At 39.7% G+C, this 18,438-nt stretch carries 20 protein-coding genes; 9 read left to right on the top strand and 11 right to left on the bottom strand.

What is annotated here, in order from left to right; all coding sequences use genetic code 11:
* The first annotated feature begins 6 nt into the window (after positions 1–6).
* Genes dinG through MTF67_RS08950 form a run of 6 tightly spaced genes read left to right on the top strand, consistent with a single transcriptional unit; the run spans position 7 to position 4,847 of the window.
* A complete protein-coding gene (gene dinG / locus MTF67_RS08975; RefSeq protein ID WP_039038084.1) occupies positions 7–2,082 on the top strand; it encodes an ATP-dependent DNA helicase DinG in 2,076 nt (691 codons plus the stop codon).
* Complete coding sequence (locus tag MTF67_RS08970) at positions 2,082–2,858, top strand: TSUP family transporter (RefSeq protein WP_039038085.1); 777 nt, start codon at positions 2,082–2,084, stop codon at positions 2,856–2,858. The genes dinG and MTF67_RS08970 overlap by 1 nt, the downstream gene beginning before the upstream one ends.
* A gap of 1 nt (position 2,859) precedes the next feature.
* The gene (locus tag MTF67_RS08965; RefSeq protein ID WP_006793578.1) at positions 2,860–3,468 is read left to right on the top strand and encodes a primosomal replication protein; all 609 of its coding nucleotides are present in this window, start codon (positions 2,860–2,862) and stop codon (positions 3,466–3,468) included.
* A gap of 10 nt (positions 3,469–3,478) precedes the next feature.
* Positions 3,479–4,378 (top strand): histone deacetylase, encoded by a 900-nt coding sequence (locus MTF67_RS08960; RefSeq protein WP_008129306.1) that lies wholly within the window; start codon positions 3,479–3,481, stop codon positions 4,376–4,378.
* Positions 4,379–4,429: 51 nt separating this feature from the next.
* The gene (locus MTF67_RS08955) at positions 4,430–4,711 is read left to right on the top strand and encodes a late competence development ComFB family protein (protein ID WP_006793580.1); all 282 of its coding nucleotides are present in this window, start codon (positions 4,430–4,432) and stop codon (positions 4,709–4,711) included.
* Positions 4,695–4,847 carry a YbaM family protein gene (locus MTF67_RS08950; protein ID WP_006793581.1) on the top strand — a complete coding sequence of 51 codons (153 nt, stop codon included), beginning with the start codon at positions 4,695–4,697 and terminating at the stop codon, positions 4,845–4,847. The genes MTF67_RS08955 and MTF67_RS08950 overlap by 17 nt, the downstream gene beginning before the upstream one ends.
* 2 nt (positions 4,848–4,849) lie before the next feature.
* On the opposite strand, the gene MTF67_RS08945 is transcribed toward MTF67_RS08950, so the two are convergent.
* The gene (locus MTF67_RS08945) at positions 4,850–5,374 is read right to left on the bottom strand and encodes a sel1 repeat family protein (RefSeq protein ID WP_248519321.1); all 525 of its coding nucleotides are present in this window, start codon (positions 5,372–5,374) and stop codon (positions 4,850–4,852) included.
* Positions 5,375–5,477: 103 nt separating this feature from the next.
* Here MTF67_RS08945 and MTF67_RS08940 point away from each other — a divergent pair, with 103 nt between their 5' ends.
* Complete coding sequence (locus tag MTF67_RS08940) at positions 5,478–6,362, top strand: DMT family transporter (protein ID WP_248519320.1); 885 nt, start codon at positions 5,478–5,480, stop codon at positions 6,360–6,362.
* A 17-nt stretch (positions 6,363–6,379) separates the two neighbouring features.
* Here MTF67_RS08940 and MTF67_RS08935 read toward each other — a convergent pair whose 3' ends face one another.
* Genes MTF67_RS08935 through MTF67_RS08925 form a run of 3 tightly spaced genes read right to left on the bottom strand, consistent with a single transcriptional unit; the run spans position 6,380 to position 8,146 of the window.
* On the bottom strand, positions 6,380–6,892 hold the full coding sequence (locus tag MTF67_RS08935) for a hypothetical protein (protein WP_248519319.1): 513 nt from the start codon (positions 6,890–6,892) through the stop codon (positions 6,380–6,382).
* A gap of 25 nt (positions 6,893–6,917) precedes the next feature.
* The gene (locus tag MTF67_RS08930) at positions 6,918–7,658 is read right to left on the bottom strand and encodes a hypothetical protein (RefSeq protein WP_248519318.1); all 741 of its coding nucleotides are present in this window, start codon (positions 7,656–7,658) and stop codon (positions 6,918–6,920) included.
* Positions 7,655–8,146, bottom strand: coding sequence for an RNA polymerase sigma factor (locus tag MTF67_RS08925; RefSeq protein WP_039038091.1), 492 nt, complete (start codon positions 8,144–8,146; stop codon positions 7,655–7,657). Before MTF67_RS08925 ends, MTF67_RS08930 begins: the two co-directional genes overlap by 4 nt.
* Positions 8,147–8,286: 140 nt before the next feature.
* Between MTF67_RS08925 and MTF67_RS08920 the strand changes: the two genes are divergently transcribed.
* Positions 8,287–9,633, top strand: a complete 1,347-nt coding sequence (locus tag MTF67_RS08920) for a S8 family serine peptidase (RefSeq protein WP_248519317.1) — start codon at positions 8,287–8,289, stop codon at positions 9,631–9,633.
* Here MTF67_RS08920 and MTF67_RS08915 read toward each other — a convergent pair.
* The 3 genes from MTF67_RS08915 to MTF67_RS08905 all read right to left on the bottom strand — a co-directional run bounded on the left by MTF67_RS08915 (position 9,617) and on the right by MTF67_RS08905 (position 13,900).
* Positions 9,617–10,570 (bottom strand): hypothetical protein, encoded by a 954-nt coding sequence (locus tag MTF67_RS08915; protein ID WP_248519316.1) that lies wholly within the window; start codon positions 10,568–10,570, stop codon positions 9,617–9,619. The genes MTF67_RS08920 and MTF67_RS08915 overlap by 17 nt on opposite strands.
* A gap of 62 nt (positions 10,571–10,632) precedes the next feature.
* Complete coding sequence (locus tag MTF67_RS08910) at positions 10,633–11,526, bottom strand: hypothetical protein (RefSeq protein WP_248519315.1); 894 nt, start codon at positions 11,524–11,526, stop codon at positions 10,633–10,635.
* Between the two features lie 136 nt (positions 11,527–11,662).
* Positions 11,663–13,900, bottom strand: coding sequence for an exonuclease domain-containing protein (locus MTF67_RS08905; protein WP_248519314.1), 2,238 nt, complete (start codon positions 13,898–13,900; stop codon positions 11,663–11,665).
* A gap of 89 nt (positions 13,901–13,989) precedes the next feature.
* On the opposite strand from MTF67_RS08905, the gene MTF67_RS08900 reads away from it, so the two are divergent.
* Positions 13,990–14,484 carry a dual specificity protein phosphatase family protein gene (locus MTF67_RS08900; protein WP_248519313.1) on the top strand — a complete coding sequence of 165 codons (495 nt, stop codon included), beginning with the start codon at positions 13,990–13,992 and terminating at the stop codon, positions 14,482–14,484.
* Between the two features lie 129 nt (positions 14,485–14,613).
* Here MTF67_RS08900 and MTF67_RS08895 read toward each other — a convergent pair whose 3' ends face one another.
* The 4 genes from MTF67_RS08895 to MTF67_RS08880 all read right to left on the bottom strand — a co-directional run bounded on the left by MTF67_RS08895 (position 14,614) and on the right by MTF67_RS08880 (position 18,416).
* Complete coding sequence (locus MTF67_RS08895; protein ID WP_039038097.1) at positions 14,614–15,042, bottom strand: DUF6491 family protein; 429 nt, start codon at positions 15,040–15,042, stop codon at positions 14,614–14,616.
* A gap of 326 nt (positions 15,043–15,368) precedes the next feature.
* Complete coding sequence (locus MTF67_RS08890) at positions 15,369–16,088, bottom strand: DUF6445 family protein (RefSeq protein WP_248519312.1); 720 nt, start codon at positions 16,086–16,088, stop codon at positions 15,369–15,371.
* Positions 16,081–16,821, bottom strand: coding sequence for a SapC family protein (locus MTF67_RS08885; RefSeq protein WP_058429470.1), 741 nt, complete (start codon positions 16,819–16,821; stop codon positions 16,081–16,083). Before MTF67_RS08885 ends, MTF67_RS08890 begins: the two co-directional genes overlap by 8 nt.
* A gap of 38 nt (positions 16,822–16,859) precedes the next feature.
* Positions 16,860–18,416 carry a tryptophan halogenase family protein gene (locus MTF67_RS08880; RefSeq protein ID WP_248519311.1) on the bottom strand — a complete coding sequence of 519 codons (1,557 nt, stop codon included), beginning with the start codon at positions 18,414–18,416 and terminating at the stop codon, positions 16,860–16,862.
* Between the last annotated feature and the right edge of the window lie 22 nt (positions 18,417–18,438).

The following is an 18,438-nucleotide window of genomic DNA, read 5'->3' as shown; positions in this document are numbered from 1 at the left end:
CATTCCATGCTTTCTGACTCTCTAAAAAAAACTATTAGGCAAGTGCATCAGCATGTGGCTAAAAACCTGAATGATTATAGGCCGCGCAGCAGTCAAAATTACCTTGTTGCAGAAATTGCAAAAACATTGGCTGGTGAGTATCACAAAAAACAACGAATTTGCGTCATAGAAGCTGGCACAGGTACCGGTAAGTCACTTGCTTATTGTTTGGGGGCCTTGCCTTTAGCATTGGCACAAAAAAAGAAGCTAGTAATTTCTACGGCTACCGTGGCATTGCAAGAGCAATTAATCGCAAAAGAACTGCCTTTTTTTAAAACACATTCTGGGCTCGACTTTAAGTTTGATTTAGTTAAAGGGCGCCACCGCTATATTTGCGCTCATAAACTACATAATGCTGTTAATGGTGATAGCCAAACTCAAATGGACTTTATGCCAACGCTTACCTCTCCATTAAGTGATATGGAAAGCAAATGCTTGCAAGGGCTATACGATGCTTACGTAAATAAAAAATGGCAAGGCGATAGAGATAGCTGGGCAGATACAATTCCCGACAGAGTTTGGAATTTAATTGCTTGCGACAAGCATGCTTGCCAACGTCAAATGAAAGCGCATTTGACTTGCCCATTTCAATTAGCTCGCCAACAACTCATGCAAATGGATGTGTTGGTTATTAATCACTCTTTGCTACTGGCTGATTTAGATTTAGGCGGTGGTAAAATTTTACCCGAACCAGACAACACTATTTATGTAATTGATGAAGCACACCATTTAGCCCATATAACACGCGACTTTTCGTCTGCTGCAGCAACCATTAAAGGCACAATAGAATGGCTCGATAAGCTCACTAAATTCAGCGGAAAAATGGCAAAAATATTAGTAGGACAAAGAGCCATAGGTCAAAACTTTAAGCTTTGCGATAGTATAAACGATGCAAATAAAGATCTAAAAGTAGTGCGAGATATTCTTGATAATGCTGACTTTGAATATTCAAAAGACGACACATACCGTTTTGAACATGGTGAAATCCCCAAGTCGCTTCACAGCAAAGCAAAAGATATAAGCGAAGCCACACAAGATGCACTACGTTGTTTAAATAAAATGCACGACACCCTTACACAAGATGTGAGCGACGGCGACATAAAACCTTATGTTGCCGATCCTATTCTTGCTGAAAGCGGTCACTACATTAATCGCTTAGAGCAACTAAATAAATTATGGTTTAGTTATGCCAACAAAGGAGAAGGCATACCCCACGCACGTTGGATAAAACGCCTTGAATATAAAAGTCATCATGACCACCTTTTAAGCGACTGCCCCATTGAAGTAGGCTACTACCTAAAAGACAAACTTTGGAACGAGTGCGCCGGCGCTGTTTTATGTTCTGCCACATTAAGTGCACTTGGTTCGTTTGACCATTTTGCTTATGAAAGTGGTTTAGCAAAAGAGGAAGGCGTTAAATTTATAAAGGTTCCCTCGCCCTTTGATTACCCAAAACAGGCAACATTACGCATTCCCGTGTCTAAAGTTGAACCTACCGATAAAGACTTTAGCGATCACTTAGCAACCACTTTGCCAGAGTATTTAAGCACTAAAAAGGCAAACTTAGTCTTGTTTGCCTCGTACTGGCAAATGGACCATGTAGCAAAGTTTCTTAGAACAAAAGGTTTTAACTTATTAGTACAAGGTGAGATGTCGAGAGAAGCACTGCTTAAAAAACACAGCCAAAATATTGATAGTGGTAAAGGTAGTATTTTATTTGGTACGCAAAGCCTTTCAGAAGGTCTTGATTTACCTGGTAAATATTTAGAGAACCTCATTATCACAAAAATCCCTTTTGCTGTGCCTACCTCTCCAATAGAAGAAGCGCAAGCAGAATTTGTGCAAAGCAAAGGCGGTAATCCGTTTTTAACAATTACAGTCCCAGATGCTGCTAAGAAATTGGTACAAAGCTGTGGTAGACTGCTGCGAAAAGAGAGTGACGAAGGCTGTATTACTATTCTTGATAGGCGTTTAGTAACCAAACGCTACGGTAAAGCCATGCTCGACACCCTACCACCATTTAAAAGACAAATAGACTATTAATGTTTGAACTCGCACTCGACCCGACAACTTGGGCAATTTTATGTGCTGTTGCATTGGCAGCAGGCTTTATAGATGCAATAGCCGGTGGCGGTGGCATGTTAACCGTGCCCGCATTACTTACGGCCGGTTTACCACCGCACCTAACATTAGGTACTAATAAACTCGCTGCGAGCTTTGGTTCGTTAACAGCAAGTTTTACCTATTACAAAAAAAACCTTTTTAGCCCCAAGTTTTGGTTGGCATCAATTATTGCAACCGCAATAGGCGCGCTACTAGGCACGGTTATTGTTGATTATTTAAGCATCGACTTTTTAAATAAGTTGCTACCAATTATAATTATTGTTGTTGCCTGCTACAGCTTATTTGGAAATTTGAGCACCACACAAGGTGATGAGTTACCAAAACTCAACAATGCAATGAAAGTAAAGCAGTGGGTCCAAGGCCTAGCACTCGGTTTTTTTGATGGATTAGCAGGCCCAGGCACCGGTACATTTTGGACCGCGTCTAACGGCATGCTTTATAAAATGAACTTGCTTCTTAATTGCGGTTTAGCCCGCTCTATGAACTTTGTGTCTAACTTTATTTCTCTTATAACCTTTGTAGCTTTAGGGCATGTAAACTTTTTGCTTGGTATAACAATGGGCTTTTTTATTATGTTAGGAGCCTGGTTTGGTGCGCACTCTGCAATTAGGTTTGGTAGTAAATTTATACGCCCTGTTTTTAATACCATGGTTATACTTTTAGCATTAAAACTCATTTACGAGGCTTACTTTTAGCATGCAAGTGAATGCATTAGAAAAACTACAACAGCAAGTTACTTCGCTCAAGCAACAAGCTGAGCAATTTGACAGAGCTAAATTGTTTGCTAAAAACCGTTATATGCAAGCACAACCTAGCCTATTTGACCGCGCTGTATTTCAAACTAAAAGCATGAACCTGGCTGATTACGTAAACGAAATAGAAGAAGAAGTAGCAAGCTTACCACCAAGCGATCACCGCCATGCTTATACCTACGCGCTAGAGCGAATTGCATCGCAAGTCCAGGCCGTATTTAATGTCATTAAATCAACACCAATTTGGGAAAAAGAAAATAAAAGTCGGTTTAAACCTCGCCCAAAACAAGCTGTTTATAAGCAAGCTGTAAAAAAAGTGATGCAGTCTTCTCATGAACTTTACGACGAGTTAAAACAAAACCATGAGTTTGAACGCCGCTTAATGCTGATGATAGAAGAGCGTAAAATGCAAATGGAAAATGCATCCCCAGCAAAAGCTCAAAAGCTTAACCTTGAAATATTAAGTACTCATGCACGTTTAGGTCGATGCAGAAAAGCCATTTCAGCCACTGAAGACAAAATACAACAAGTAGAAAAACAGCAACTCCGTTAGGGCTTTGTTCATGCAGCTATACTACCACCCTCTTTATTCAAATTTGCCTTTGCCCGAAAAGCACCGCTTTCCAATTCAAAAATATCAACGGCTTAAAACCGAAATAGAACATTTAGGCTTTTTACCAACCGCATTCAAGCAGCCCGCCAAGGCACGCCCCTCGCAATTAGCCTTATGTCATAGCGAGCAATATATTAATAATTTTTTAACTGGGAACTTATCTGATAAAGCGATAAAAAAGATGGGCTTTCCTTATTCGGCTCAATTAGTTGAACGAACATTGCTGTCTGTCGGTGGGAGTATTCAAGCAGCAGAAGAGGCTTTAAAAAGCGGACTAACCTGCAATTTAAGCGGTGGTTATCACCATGCCTATAGCGATTACGGCAGTGGTTTTTGTATATTTAACGATTTAGCCATAGCGGCCACACACTTATTAAATACTCATAAAGCTAAAACTGTGCTGATTTTTGATTGCGACGTGCACCAAGGCGACGGCACAGCGCAGATTATTAATCAGCAAAGCCATAAAAATATCATTACTTGCTCAATTCATTGCGAGCAAAACTTTCCGCGTTTAAAGCAGCAATCTGATTACGACTTTTCTTTACCTGCTAAATCTGGCGACGATGAGTATATCGACACATTACAACACGCACTTGCGCTGTGTGTAAGTATCCATCAGCCAGATATTATTCTGTACAACGCGGGCGCAGACATTTACACAAAAGATGAGCTAGGTTTATTAAATGTATCTATTACAGGTGTTTATGAACGAGATCTTTTTGTTCTTGATTTTTGTAAGCAACATAACATTCCCCTTATGTGTGGTTTAGGCGGCGGTTACCAACGTAATTTAGACAGCTTAATCAATGTGCATAAACAACTATTTAAAGCGGCTATCGATTTATAACAATCCTTAGTATAGACTTACTTAAATGGAACATAACAAAGCGGTAGGAACATGCGATTACACGACGATATACATAACTATTACGAAAAAATTGTTGTTGAAGAAATCATAAAACGAAAACTAGACGAAAAATATGACGACGACGTTATGGCCGACTTTTGCTGTACCGTGTTAAACCAACTGCCACCTCGTTACATTCGTTACGACGTAGATATGGCGTTTTATTTACCACAAGCTGAACGCATACACATGGAAGAACGTGTTCAAACCGCTATTGATGTGGCTATTAGTCAAATATCTAAAAAGAAAAATTTAAATGACCAACCCTCTTGAGGAAGCGCCAACGCATATTAAGCTCGCTGTTGATTTAATTATGATACTGGAGCAACACGACGTAGAGCCTGAAGAAGTCTTAAAAGCGCTCGATATAGTAAAAAGTGACTTTGAAAAGAAGCTAGTTAACAACTAGCTTCATTCAACTGTGTCTACTTCATACACAGTGACCGCTCCGTCACGTTTAGTGCAATCAATTTTAATTTCGCCAAATGTTCTTCTAGCTGATGTTGACCTTCGGCAAGTCATGTTTTGAGCTTTAACACCAAACTGCTTAATGTAGAGCGCAACAATTGCATCTATTTGCTGCTTCTCTTCTAATGTTGCAGCGGCATAGAAAGTATCATATTGATGTGACCAATTTTCAACGCCAGCTTCTGCAGCTACACCTAACCAACCCATGCCAAGTTTGGTTGATTGATCTAAATATTGACCTTTTAAAAACATAAACGCTAGGGTGTATTGTGCGCTTTTATACCCAAGTGCTGCAGGCTCTTCTAAATCATTAAAAGCTTGTTCGTACAGCCCGTTTTTATAGGCTTTAATACCGTTGTATTCTTTTTTCTTCATTGTATTATCGCTGTATAAATTAACTGGGGTCGACCCACACCCACTTAATAAACTCACAGCCAAAATTGCTGTAGCCAGTAAATACCTAACCATAACTAGTCCTTTATTATTTTTAATATGCGAGTACCGAATCTGGCTTACACTCTTCGTAAAGCCTGTTATTCTATAACTCTATTCGTATAATTAAAATATTATCATGAGCTTAGCAAGTTTACTTCGATTATTTTTTCTGGCTGCAATTTGGGGCGCGTCATTTTTATTTATGCGCATGGCCGCCACTAGTTTAGGGCCCGCAGTCTTAATAGAATTTAGAGTAGGCTTTGCGGCACTCACACTATTTATAGTTGCGCTGTATTTAAAACGTCGCTTGGCGTTTACTAAACACAAAAAGCACTTTTTTATAATTGGCGCTCTTAACTCCGCCCTGCCTTTTTTACTTTTTGCTTATGCCGCGCAAACTATCAGCGCATCTACGTTATCTATTTTAAATTCTACAACGCCTATTTGGGGCGCAGTTGTGGGTATTATCTGGAGTAAAACCAAGCCAACTAAGAGTATGGTTTTAGGCTTGCTGTTGGGTTTAGTAGGTGTGGCAATTTTAGTTGGGCAAAACCATCTTATACTAAATACTCAGTCACTTATTGCTATTGTAGCAGCGCTAAGCGCTTCATTTTGTTATGCCATTGCATCCCATTACACAAAAAATGCGCCAAAGCTTGCACCGTTTGATAACGCACACGGCTCAATGTGGGCAGCAAGTTTTATGGTACTGCCCCTTATACTTTTTATGCCAATGCGTGAAGTACCAACCACCAACGTTATGCTTGGCGTTTTAGCCCTTGGCGTAGTGTGTACAGCGCTTGCTTATATTTTATTTTTTAAACTTATTGAAGATATAGGCCCAACCTCAGCTTTAGCGGTCACGTTTTTAATTCCGCTATTTGGCATTTTTTGGGGACATTTAATTTTAGATGAGCAAATTGGGCCAAACACGTTACTAGGCGCTTTATTTGTTATTGTGGGCACTATGCTGGTTACTGGATTTTTACCGCGAAAAAAGCACCTAGCTAAAACACGCTAAGTGCTTTTACAAAGCGCTTACTTTTGTGCTTTTTTGCTTAAGTTTTCAATTAAGTCTTGTGCGCTATAGCTGTTGTCGCTGGGTTTAATGCCTTTGCCCATTTTAATATCAATCAGGGTGTGTACTTCTTTGCGTTTATCATTGTTGCTCACCTGCACGCCTAAACTGCTTGTTGGCCGTGCGCGTGTTTCGCAAGTTAATAAACCGCAGCTTCGCTCATATTGCTGGCTATGTGATGCACTAATAGATGACGCGGGCGCTTGCGATTTAGACTCAACAAAGGTTTCTTTATTTGTTACAACAAACCAGTCGTAGCCTTGCGTTTGGGTAAGCTCAGCTGCGCGTAGTAATGCATAGTCACCGGCATCTGCTACGTTGTTTGACACACTTTTAAACTCTACTCGGTATTGATCGTCGCTAATTTTTTGCTCACTGTAACCTTGTGAGCCATTATTCGCGGCGCGGTAATCAGGGTTAAATGCACAACCCGCCATAAGTAAAATACTGATAATTAAAATAGATGTTTTCATAATTCACCTCGTTTTATACACATTATTATTTGTTTAACTGCCACTTTGCGCTAATTGCTTGCTGCTCTTGCGCTCTATCTAGTGGTGCGCCGCTGATCATGCTGTCTATAACAGCATCTAACTCACTGTTATTAGACGCCGTTTGATATTGCGCGCCATTATTGCTTTGCTGCGCTGCTGTTTGCGCTTTAATTTGCCAACCGCCTTGCGTTTTACATGCAATACTTGTTTGCGTTGTATTGTTTGAACTTAGTGCATACTGCCTACAAAGCTCACCTTGCTGATTTTTAAAACTAAGCTGCGCGCTAAATACTGAGCCATCACTTTGCTCATACTCTCCACTACTTAGCTGTGTATTAAGGGCTGAGGCTATGCTACTGGCTACTAAATTTTGCGACTCATTGGGTTGTAAATAACTAGTCATTGCAATACCAAATACCACGGCAACACTTGCAGCTATTGCTAAGCCTTTATTAGCCGAGTGCTTAACCTTTTGCCAAGGCGTTAACGTTACTACATTGCTATTTAACATTTTTTTTGTCGTTGCTGTATCAAGCTTTGCAACCGTTTTAGCTAATGAGTCACTAAGGGGGGCGTCATCAATACTTGTTGCGTGCTCTTTTACTCGCATGTCTACTTCGCTTAGCTCTGCAAGTCGCATTACTAGTTCATCATCTGTTTCAAGGGCTTTACGCACTTGTTCCATTTCGTGCTCGCTTAGCTCTGAGTCTAAAAAGGCGCTAAGTGTTTCGTCGTTAATGTTCATACTTGCTCCTTTTTAAAGTCGGGTTTTATTAAATTATAAAGTGTACTGCGTGCACGCGATAATTTACTCATTACACTGCCTATAGGTATATCGAGTGTATGTGCTACGTCTTTATAGGCCATGCCCTGCACTGCCACCAGCGATACAATGGCACGTTGCTCTTCGGGTAATTGCCCAAGTGCTGTATTTACATTTTTAAGCATTTGTTTGTTTTCTAGCGTTTGGTGCTCATTACTTGTAATTGGCTCTGGTAATATATCGGCCTGGGCCGTATTTTGCCTTACCTTGCGTGAGCGGTATTCGTCTATCCACACATTGCGGCAAATTTTAAACGCCCATTTAGCAGGCTCAACGTCATCCGGAATGCCTTTTACTAATAGTTTTTCAATTGTTATTTGCACTACATCGTCTGCATCTGCTTTACTACCCGTTAGCGAATAGGCAAAACGCCTAAGCATGGGCAATAAGGTTTTTAATGTTTCGTTCATTGATTTTTACCCCTTTTATAAAGAAGACGATTCAAAAAAACATTTATTCCCAAATAATCAAAATAATTTGAATAATGAAATATTTTTATGTGTTAAACGTTAACTAACCAGCATAATAAATTTAATAAAAGTAACCCACTATGAACATGAAAAAAGTCCGCGTTAAACACATCATAGCCGCTTCGATTTGCATATTTAGCGCAACGAGTTCTGCCAATATAGTGAGAGTCGATCAAGTGCTTGGGCAGTTAAACCCAATAGAGCAGCGTATTGAACAAACAATAGAGCGCGCACAACGCCTGCCGCTTCCGGTGCCTGTACCACAAGTTTCGATTGATGAACTAAAAGCGCAAATTAGTGAGCCAATTAGCAGTTTACCCAATGTGCTTAACATTAATATAAATAGCCAAAACACCGCATTTGTTGAAGTAGAGCTAGAAAACGGCTTTAGAGCAATAGAGCGCCAATGGTTATTAATGGCAAATAGCCAACAACTTAATACCCTACAGCAGCAAAATGTGACTATTGTATCGGTAAAAAATTACAACGCACTTAACATGAGCTTAGTGCGCTTTAACGTGCCCCAAGGTGTTAATTCTAAAAGTGAGTTATTAAAAGCGCTTAACTTAGATGAGTCTGCAATACTTGACCGAAACCACATATACCAAGCGCAAACTGGCGAGCCTACCGCAAAAGTAACACCAAATAACTCTATTGCCCCTTACTGCACACAAAGCGTAAAAATTGGCATGATCGACAGCGCCATTAATACCAAACACAGTGCTTTTGAAGGTACAAATATCACTACGCAAAGCTTTTTACCACAAGGGTTAAGCTCGCCAAATTTACACGGCACCGCCATTGCAGGGCTTATTACAGGTAAAGGCGCAAAACTTAGCCCGCTTTTAGGCAGTGCCAAGCTTTACAGTGCCGAAGTGTTTTATAGGCAATCTGAATATGCACAAGGGGCTACATTATTTGCCATAGTAGAAGCACTTAACTGGTTAGTAAGTAATAAAATACCCGTAATTAATATGAGCCTAACAGGGCCAAATAACGCAGTTTTAGAAGCAAGTATTACTGCAGCAATAAAACAAAACGTGTTGATTGTAGCTGCTGCAGGTAACCAAGGGCCGGCGTCGCAGCCGTTATACCCAGGTGCGTATAAAAGCGTGATAGCGGTAAGTGCTATTGATGCAACAAACCAAATTTATAGATGGTCAAATAAAGGTGATTACATAGACTTTGCAGCCCTTGGTGTAAGTGTTGTTACAAGCCAAGGCAATGGAAAATTTGGGAGGGAGTCGGGTACGTCAATGGCGGCGCCGCATGTAAGCGCGGCATTAAGTTGTTTATTGGTAAAGCATGGTAATAATAAAACCAAAGCACTTAACGAGCTTACATCGCTGGCCATCGATTTAGGCGAGCAAGGCAAAGACACCACCTTTGGTTATGGTGCCATTTACCCACCTAAAAGTGCACTTTAACTGACGCCGATAAAACCGATTGCGTATAGGTATTGCTACTAAGCTTTGATTGATAATCGCCATATTCAGCCTCGGCTATGAGTGTTACGTGCTCAAATAAAGCTAGGTTATAAAACGCATTAACTACATTTCGGTGCTCATCTCGCGACGGTATTAGCTCAAAAAAATCATCCGCTGTTTGCTCATCATAATCTTTATTTTGATAACGCCAGCCTGCGCCCACTTTATTCGCTACATTAAAGGCCGTAAATTTGTGCGTAACTTTAGTAGTAAAGCCGTAGCCGTTAAAGTCGTATTGGTTGTCGTCGGCGTTTTCTTTATTGGCACTTAGCGCTGCCATTAGCATGGTTTGCCCATTATTTATAAAATGATAAAGCGCTACATCGCCACCTACACCGTCGGCATTACGTGCTTTTGCAGTAGCAAAACGTTTAGCTTTGATTTTTACACTCATACGCAAATACGTATGCGGGTTTAAAAAATGGCCATAGTAGGCACTGGCTTGATTAAAATGTAAAAATGGTTCGCCATCTACATTTGCTTTTGCACCATCGTAACGAACCCCTAGCTCATGGCTATTAAAGCTGTAGCTGCCATCTAAACCATATTGATGCAGGTCTAAATCGTATTGATCAAACTCATCGTAGTCTTGTTGTTCAAACCTATAGCTTGAAGTTAATTTAGCGCTTTTGGTTACTTGCCATTTTGCATTAACACCGGCTGCGGTTTTTATGCCGCTGTCGCTTTGCGACGAAATATCGTCAAGCTCCTGAACAGAGAGCGCCGAGTTACTTAATACTCCAACTTCTGCATCTGCATTTAGCTCAAAGCTACTTTTAAAGGGCTTATTTTGCTCAGCTGTTTTAATGTGGTTAGTTTGTGCAAGCACCGCTTGGGCACTAAAAACACACAATGTGGCGGTTATAACTGCTTTCATATTTATTCTCCAACAGGCCGAATAGGTTTCCCCATTCGGCATTTGTGCAAGCACTTGGCGTATTAAAGGCCTAGGTCTAAATCGTTAGTAATGTTGGTTACTACTTCACTTGCGGTGCTAAGTGCTACATCGTTACTAATTTGATCAGTGACCGCTGCACTCACCTGCCCACTAACACTTTGCTGTACCGTACTTTGTAAGCTACTAACCGTACTGTCTTGCACACTGGCAATTAAAGATTGCTGAACATTGTTTACTACTTCATTACTGGTATTAATTGCATCACCCACTTGCAGTGCAGAGCTCACTGAGTTTGCAGCCGTATTAGTAATTGCTAATTGGTTTGTAAGCTCACCCGCATTGAGCGCATTTGTTGCATCAGCTTGTGTAACTGAATCGGTAGCGCTACTTACATTTGAAAGTAAAGAGGCATCGGCAGGTGTATCTGTGGTGTCTGGCTGAGCACCTTGCTCAGAGGTAACAGAAAGTAATGACGACTGGCTCACTGCGGTTGTTAAATTACCCGCCGATGAGGTTAACTGCGTTGTTGCATCGAGCGCTGTATTGGCTGTGGTATTGCTTGTGGAATTGGCTGTGGCATTTAAAGACGAGGCCGATGCATTTAATGCATTATTTAAAGATGAGCTGGCAGATGCAACTAATGTATTTGCAGGCTCTGCGGCCTCACTGCTTTCTTGCGCTGGAGTTTGTGTATTATTTGCCGTTGAATCTGTAGCTTGCGAATCATCAGCCGTTACTTGTGTATCGTTAGATACGTTTGACTCGTTGCTACCACTGGCTGTTAAACCATTTTGTGAAAGCGTAATAGATGTAGATGTTTGTTGCTGCGCCGACGTTGACTGAGATAGTTCAATATCAGCGGCATGCACTGCACCTGTAAAAGTACACACACCGCTTAACATCATTACGCTTACAATTTTATTTAATTTAGTCATTGTTTTGTCCTCTAGTTTGTCGGATTGACATAAAGAAGACGATTTACAAAAACACTTTATTCCAAAAATAATTAAAAAATTATAATAACGTTACTTAATTACTTAAGTTTCATACCCTTAAATATAAATTACTCGTTTACTGCGTTAGCGTTTCACTGTTTTGGATCAGCAATAACAGCTCGGCAGTGGCGGTAGCATCGGCCAATGCGCGGTGATGGCTGGTTAAATTTAAATTAAAATGCGCGCTAAGGTTACCAAGCGAATACGACTTTAGCCCTTTAAACGCTCTGCGCGATTCAACCACGGTGCACATTTTTGGCATTTTAAAAAAGTGCCCTGCAACCTCGCATTCTTTTTTTATAAAACCGTAATCAAAGTTCACGTTATGGGCTACAAAAATACTGCCTGCAAGTTTATCTAGTAGTGGCTGTGCTATATCGGCAAATACAGGCGCGTTGTAAACCATGCCATCGCTTATGCCGGTCAATTTAGTAATAAAGCTTGGGATATGGCGCTGCGGATTAATAAGTGTCGTCCAGGTATCTATTACTTTACCGTGCTGTACTTTAACTATGCCAATTTCGGTAATGCGGTTACCACCTTTTAAGCTGCCCGTGGTTTCTATATCAACCACGCTGTAAACACGATTAGGGTCTACAAACCATTTAACTGCGGCAATATGTACCGTAAAGCCTACATTTTTTAAATTATCAATAGTGGTAAGTTGGTTGCGCCTAAGCTTATCGCCTGGGGCTTTTACCTCTTCAAAATGTACTTGGCCATTATTAATAACCATTAAATCGGGATAACCGTCTTTTAGCTGTAAGTAGTGTTTGCTCATAGCCGTTAAGTGCGCAATTAACGCTTCAAGCGGGCTGTTTAAAATAAGTGCCTCTAGTGGCTCTAATAAATTGCTGCGCCATCTAAATAAACCATTGGGCTGCTCAAAATACTGTGCGGCATGCTTACATACCAAATTAAGCAGCGCCTGATTAGTGCTACAGCTTTTTAAACGTGCGTCAATTTGCGTGCTTTGTGCTTCATAAAAATTACCAAGCTGTAAAACTTGCGGGTAAATATCAAATTCATTACACGGCGGGTAAGGCGACTCAATAAATAACTCGTGCCAAAATACTAAGCCAAACAAGCTTTGCCATAAGGTGTTTTCGGTATTAAAAACCGTTAACCCTTTTGCACTGTAATACTCATTTACACCTTGCTCTACATCGCCTCGGTAAATTTCGTCAATTTCAAGCACACACTGGGTGTCGGCCAGCATAGTGCTTAAGCGCGAACGCGTTTGTTTATTAAACTTACGCATTAAAAAGTCATCAGCAAAGTACAGTAAATCGTCGGTGAGCGGGTTTTCTATAATTTGCTCTAGCTGCGCTTTTACCCACGCTTTATTACCTAGGCGGTATTGCTCTCTTATTTGAATTTCTTGTGCTTCGGCGTAATCGGTGCAGCCTTCAAGTAAGCTAAAGGCAAGTTCGCTATCGGTAATTTTAAGTTGTTTATACAGCCTAACCAGCAGTTTGTTTTTAATGTCGTGCGCTTGTGCGCCATGCGCCGGTTGCGCTAATACTAAATGCGCAAGCTCGGTGTAAGGGGCTTTGTCATCCAAGGTTTCATCTTTTGTATTACCGGCTGTTTTGCCAATGTTTTTGAATGCTAAACGGTAACGATTTAAAACGTAATTAGATTGCGCCTCAGCGAGTGTATTAAAGCGCGATAAGCTCTCGCTGTGCCCTTCGCGGGTAGCGGTTAACCCTAAATCGCGCATAACAAAGCGGTTTTGATGGTTTACATCGCCACTACTTAAGCGCCCTGCAAATAAAAACTCAAAATACTCGTAATAATCTTCACGGTTATTTATCACATATTGGCTATATAAAGGGGCTAAATCATCTGCGCGCTCACTAAAAAACTGACACGCAATAGTGACCAACTCCCCTTTAGCTGCGCTTTTCTTAAAGCTTACTTGCTCACTGTAATTACTGAGTAACTCCACCAGTATGGGCTTGGTTAAATGCGCTATAAGCTGCTTGTAATGCTGTGCGTTTGGCTCATATAAAATACCCGCTGTTTTTAGCGTATAAATAGCCTGATGCGGCGAAGTTATTTCTTCATAATTAAGCGATTGCGCCTGCACTAAATAAGGTTTGCGCGAATACACACGCGCCAACATGCATTGGCTTTGCTCATCTAGTTGGTTAATTTTACTAATAAATTCACTATGTTTAGGCTCAAGTAAATGCATACATTTACTTGTTACAAACTCAATAAGTTCTCTAAAATGCGCTAAATAGTATTTTGCTGGTAATTCTTTTTTCATAATACCGCCACAACTGTATATAAAAACAGTATCTAGCATTTGTGCTTATTATTCAATCTTAAACTTGTAACTAAAACACGCTATAGTGAGCGTATAAAAGTAAATTTATTAAAAATAAAGGACTTACCATGAGCGCGCACCCATACGATGTTTTATCACTCAATAACGGCGCAAATATTATTTTTACGCCTTGCCCTGGTACAAAAACACAAAACCTAGCAGATTCAATCGCTACATTAAAAGCCGCTGGCACTCACATGCTGTTATCGCTTATGCCGCAAAAGGAGCTTGAAAAAAACAACGTACAAACAATTAATAGTGAGTGCAAAAAGCACGATATAACCTGGTTTCATTTACCAATAAATGACGACGAAGCACCCAAACAGCCTTTTACATCAAGTTGGAACACCCACAAAACAGATATACTACAAGCCATACAGCAAAAACAAATCATTGCCATACATTGCAAAGGCGGCACTGGCCGCACAGGGTTGGTTGCTGCGCTTATTTTAAATTCAGCAGGTTACACAAAAGATGAAGTGTACAGCTTAGTACAAGGTATTCGCCCTAAAGCACTGACTATAGAATTACAAAAAGAGTACTTTGAAGAGTTTATGATTTAGGTATTTACGAGGTGTAACATTAACCTGGCATGGCTTTGATTTTAAATCTAGAACTAAAAATGCGTTTATTCAACGTTTCTTAAATAATAGTTGACCTTAAAAGGTCAACTATTATTGTTGTTATTAAATTCAACTTTGGATAGGATTTCCAATACTTTCTAAATGCTCTGTTTGGCCAGCAGTAAGTGGGTAAATCGATTTTATAAAACATTTTTTTGTAGGTTGTTCAATGGTAGAAATTGAATCCCCTTCCTTATGTATAACAAAATTAGAAAAGCGGTTTAACTCAATTCCATGTGATTCATTAAGATCATGGCAAGTACCCTGAGTCTCAATCAAATAATCTTTCTTATGTGCCGCCGAAATAATTAAAAATTTATCAGATAGTGGTTTCCAACCTTTGAACCTAAAGCTATTAATTTTATCTTCACCTGCTAGGTTTTCTTCAGACAAGTACTTTGCATATGCTTGGTCTTTTTCTTTCAGTGAGATGTTGCTTGTTGCTGAACAGCCTAAAAGTACTGTTGCTGTTAATGTAATAACTAAAATGTTTTTCATAAATTATCCCTATAAATTAAAATAATTAGGTAGATTACAAATGTATATTTATTGCGAAAAGATACAACTTAGTAGAGCTTAATTTTTTACACTCACTCTAAGAAGAACAAAAAATACACAGCCAACTTTACAATAGAATGTTATTTTATCTTTGTCACCTTTTTGTTAACATTTTAGGTAAATTTAAAGTGTTTTATTTTATAAAAGAGGTGGCAATAAATCCCCTTTTATAACTTTAAGATATATGATTTCTAAAAACCATTTATAAAAATCAATTTATAATCATATGAATTAGCGCCTACCCGCTGCAAACAACACATTAATAGTCAGCACAAAACCACAAAGCTACTAATAGTTAAACGCCCATTAATTGGATCGCGAGCATAATCGTTAGCCGCATTTATATTACCAGAATGCAATAAGTTGCTTGGATATATAACAACCCGATTTAGCTTTGCCTCTACACTGAAAATTTGCTCAAACAAAGCTGTGCTGCCATTTATATAATGTGGGTTTTTATGAAGCTTTTGTGCCATGGCTTGTTGCTTTATAGCTTGCCTATAAGGGATAAGTCGCTCTTTTGTTATGCGTTCATACCCCAGGGCTTTATGTTTATAAAATGAAGTACCCCCATGTGTTTCATCACATAAAAAATGCACCATAGCAAGTTGGTTCATATTAGGTGTGTCAAAATGGGGAAGCATTTGTATTGGCCTGAGTTTATCAGGTTCAGTGCATGCAATTGAAAAGGCAGAAAGTATTACATCAAACTCGCTTTTATCTGCCATATTAAAGTGTGAATTAATAATTGGCGACAGTGCTTTTAACTGCTCTATATAACTAAGCGGTGCTGCTTTTCTTACTCCTGGATAAAAATCACTTTCTTGTGCGTAAAATGTTTCCCTCGTATTTTGAGAAAACACAGCAAAATTAATTAGCGCATCTACATTATTAACAAAATCATCAATAACAATTATTGGGTTTTTTTCCTCCCCTACAGTGTGTATGTGTAACACCATATTTTTGTTAAGTGTAAAATCAATCATCGGCTAAATTAAGCACCGCATTTTTACGCTCTATTAATGGGTATATCTGACCAAGTGAGGTTATTACTGTATAAATGGCAGGTAATAAAGCACTTTGATGTAAAAGCGTAATTTGATCACTATTAAGTTGTGAGAGCTTTTCTTGATTAATAGTGTATAGGCCGTTTAACTTTGTTTTTTTGTTATTTTCAAACGTTACTTCAAGCGATAATGGCTGTAGTAGTTCATACTTTAACAACGCATCAATTAACTTTTTATTATCTATTTCGCCTTGTAGTAAATGCCCTAAACACTGCTTTATTTGTTTAAAATAGCCACTTTCTTCTGCGCTTTGGGTATAAATTGGTTCTAAATTATTTTCGCTTTGCGCAGAGTTATCAACTACTGCAGGGCTGTTTAAATTAATACACACAGGGTATTGCGTCTGCTGCGAATGCGTATCACCAACAAAAAATGGCTGACGCTGTAACTGAAGCGGTAAATATACGCCCTGCCACTGTGATTGCTGATAAAACAAGTTCTCATGTTGCTCAAAGCCTAATAAAGCATTGAGTGTAAACTCGCCTGTTTCTGAATTTTTTGCAAAAACTATAGGCTGCTGAACGGCAATTTGGCTAAGCTCCGCCATAACTACGGGGATCATATTAAGATTTTTAGCGTGTGATTGTGCTTTTTGTGTATCTATTTTTATATGCTGATGAGCACTTTGCTCTAATGCGACTAAATTTTCCATGCGTGTCTCTTTATTGTTTTTATGTGTAATTTTTTAAGCTAGATAGCACTAAAACCATGGTGCTTAATTTTATTAAGCAGCTCTCGGTTACTAGGTAAGTTAGTGACTGCTTGATTTATCATACTCTTATTTTTATCAAACTGACTTTTAGCGAAAACAGTGTCTTTAAGCATATAGGCAGTTGTGCTGTAATCACTTTTAAAGCCCATGCCGTATAAAACATATTGATAACTGGCCGCTGGAAACACCTCATTATTACTTGTAAAGTCGTGATCAGCAGGAGCGCGGTATTGCCACAACTTCATTAGATCTTGTAAGCTTTGAGGAATCGTTTTTGGGTCTCTGTTATCACGCCAAAATGCGTTATCGTCACGGTTTGATAAAATATAATGCAGTTTTAAAAAGTCGATTATTTTTTCCCACCTATAGGTAAATGTCTCGTTAAAGCGTTTGGCGGTAATATCCATAATATCGCGGGTCTGGGGGAGTTGTTCGCTTATCATTTGCGCTGACATTTCTACTAATACCAATGCAGAGGCTTCAAGCGGCTCTAAAAAACCAGCTGAAAGCCCAACCGCAACACAGTTATTTTGCCAAAAGTGTGAGCGGTGGCCGCTTTTAATAGGGATTTTTCTAATTGTTAACGACTCTATTTTATCGCCAACATACGCTTTGAGATTTTCTCGTGCTTGAGCTTCGCTACTATATTTACTCGAATACACATAACCTACACCACGGCGGTGCTGTAATCCTATATCCCATATCCAACCTGCTTCTTGCGCTGTTGAGATTGTGTGGGATGCAATACGCTCATCTTCATTCTCATAAGGGACTTGCACTGCTAAGGCGGTATCAATGAATAGCACGTCATCGCACGGCTTAAAAGGAACCTTATAATGCTCGCCTAATAACAATGAAGAAAAGCCGGTGCAATCAACAAATAAATCACCGCTAATTTCACCTTGTTGCTTTGTGGTAACGCTTGCAATATCGCCATTTTTAGCACTATTAACCTGTGTTACATCAGCCAAAATATGTTTAACACCAAGTTCCTGCGTGCAATGTTTTTGTAAAAAAACGGCAAATTTTGCAGAGTCTAAGTGGTAGGCATAGTTGGCTATAGCTGCGTATTCTGGTGTGCGAATAGTTTTAGGGGCAAGTCCTTGCTCACAAATAGCTTCTTGGTAACACACTGCGTTTGAAAAAGACGTTGACTCAGCGGTGTTATTTAACCAGTGGCCAGCCATATCTGTTTTTGAAAAGCCCTGTGGCAAAACTAATGGGTGATAATAAAAATCATCCTCGGAGCCATCCACCCACTTGGCAAATTTTGCTCCTTGCTTAAAGCTTGCTTCACACTCGCGTATAAAATCAGTTTCGCTAATACCAAGTGCTATTAATGTACTGCGCATGGTAGGCCAAGTACCTTCCCCAACACCTATAATTGGTACATTTGGAGACTCAACGAGAACAACATTAAGGCCATCCGGGGTATTACTTTTGTGGTGCGCCGCTAATCGTCCGGCTGTTAGCCAGCCCGCTATACCACCACCAACGACAACCACTGTTTTTATTTTTTTATTTTGCTGGTTCATACTTGTTACCTATAAAGGCATA

Origin of the sequence: Pseudoalteromonas sp. 2CM32C (assembly GCF_023161925.1) — a bacterium.
In the GTDB taxonomy this organism is placed as follows: Bacteria; Pseudomonadota; Gammaproteobacteria; order Enterobacterales; family Alteromonadaceae; genus Pseudoalteromonas; species Pseudoalteromonas marina.
The sequence above is the reverse complement of the archived record's forward strand: the minus strand, read 5'-3'. Positions and strand labels throughout refer to the sequence as shown.

What these genes read in the sequence shown, in the direction of transcription:
- dinG (WP_039038084.1), top strand. Translation starts at nt 7, where the DNA reads ATGCTTTCTGACTCTCTAAAAAAAACTATTAGGCAAGTGCATCAGCAT.
- MTF67_RS08970 (WP_039038085.1), top strand. Translation starts at nt 2,082, where the DNA reads ATGTTTGAACTCGCACTCGACCCGACAACTTGGGCAATTTTATGTGCT.
- MTF67_RS08965 (WP_006793578.1), top strand. Translation starts at nt 2,860, where the DNA reads ATGCAAGTGAATGCATTAGAAAAACTACAACAGCAAGTTACTTCGCTC.
- MTF67_RS08960 (WP_008129306.1), top strand. Translation starts at nt 3,479, where the DNA reads ATGCAGCTATACTACCACCCTCTTTATTCAAATTTGCCTTTGCCCGAA.
- MTF67_RS08955 (WP_006793580.1), top strand. Translation starts at nt 4,430, where the DNA reads ATGCGATTACACGACGATATACATAACTATTACGAAAAAATTGTTGTT.
- MTF67_RS08950 (WP_006793581.1), top strand. Translation starts at nt 4,695, where the DNA reads ATGACCAACCCTCTTGAGGAAGCGCCAACGCATATTAAGCTCGCTGTT.
- MTF67_RS08945 (WP_248519321.1), bottom strand. Translation starts at nt 5,374, where the DNA reads ATGGTTAGGTATTTACTGGCTACAGCAATTTTGGCTGTGAGTTTATTA.
- MTF67_RS08940 (WP_248519320.1), top strand. Translation starts at nt 5,478, where the DNA reads ATGAGCTTAGCAAGTTTACTTCGATTATTTTTTCTGGCTGCAATTTGG.
- MTF67_RS08935 (WP_248519319.1), bottom strand. Translation starts at nt 6,892, where the DNA reads ATGAAAACATCTATTTTAATTATCAGTATTTTACTTATGGCGGGTTGT.
- MTF67_RS08930 (WP_248519318.1), bottom strand. Translation starts at nt 7,658, where the DNA reads ATGAACATTAACGACGAAACACTTAGCGCCTTTTTAGACTCAGAGCTA.
- MTF67_RS08925 (WP_039038091.1), bottom strand. Translation starts at nt 8,146, where the DNA reads ATGAACGAAACATTAAAAACCTTATTGCCCATGCTTAGGCGTTTTGCC.
- MTF67_RS08920 (WP_248519317.1), top strand. Translation starts at nt 8,287, where the DNA reads ATGAACATGAAAAAAGTCCGCGTTAAACACATCATAGCCGCTTCGATT.
- MTF67_RS08915 (WP_248519316.1), bottom strand. Translation starts at nt 10,570, where the DNA reads ATGAAAGCAGTTATAACCGCCACATTGTGTGTTTTTAGTGCCCAAGCG.
- MTF67_RS08910 (WP_248519315.1), bottom strand. Translation starts at nt 11,526, where the DNA reads ATGACTAAATTAAATAAAATTGTAAGCGTAATGATGTTAAGCGGTGTG.
- MTF67_RS08905 (WP_248519314.1), bottom strand. Translation starts at nt 13,900, where the DNA reads ATGCTAGATACTGTTTTTATATACAGTTGTGGCGGTATTATGAAAAAA.
- MTF67_RS08900 (WP_248519313.1), top strand. Translation starts at nt 13,990, where the DNA reads ATGAGCGCGCACCCATACGATGTTTTATCACTCAATAACGGCGCAAAT.
- MTF67_RS08895 (WP_039038097.1), bottom strand. Translation starts at nt 15,042, where the DNA reads ATGAAAAACATTTTAGTTATTACATTAACAGCAACAGTACTTTTAGGC.
- MTF67_RS08890 (WP_248519312.1), bottom strand. Translation starts at nt 16,088, where the DNA reads ATGATTGATTTTACACTTAACAAAAATATGGTGTTACACATACACACT.
- MTF67_RS08885 (WP_058429470.1), bottom strand. Translation starts at nt 16,821, where the DNA reads ATGGAAAATTTAGTCGCATTAGAGCAAAGTGCTCATCAGCATATAAAA.
- MTF67_RS08880 (WP_248519311.1), bottom strand. Translation starts at nt 18,416, where the DNA reads ATGAACCAGCAAAATAAAAAAATAAAAACAGTGGTTGTCGTTGGTGGT.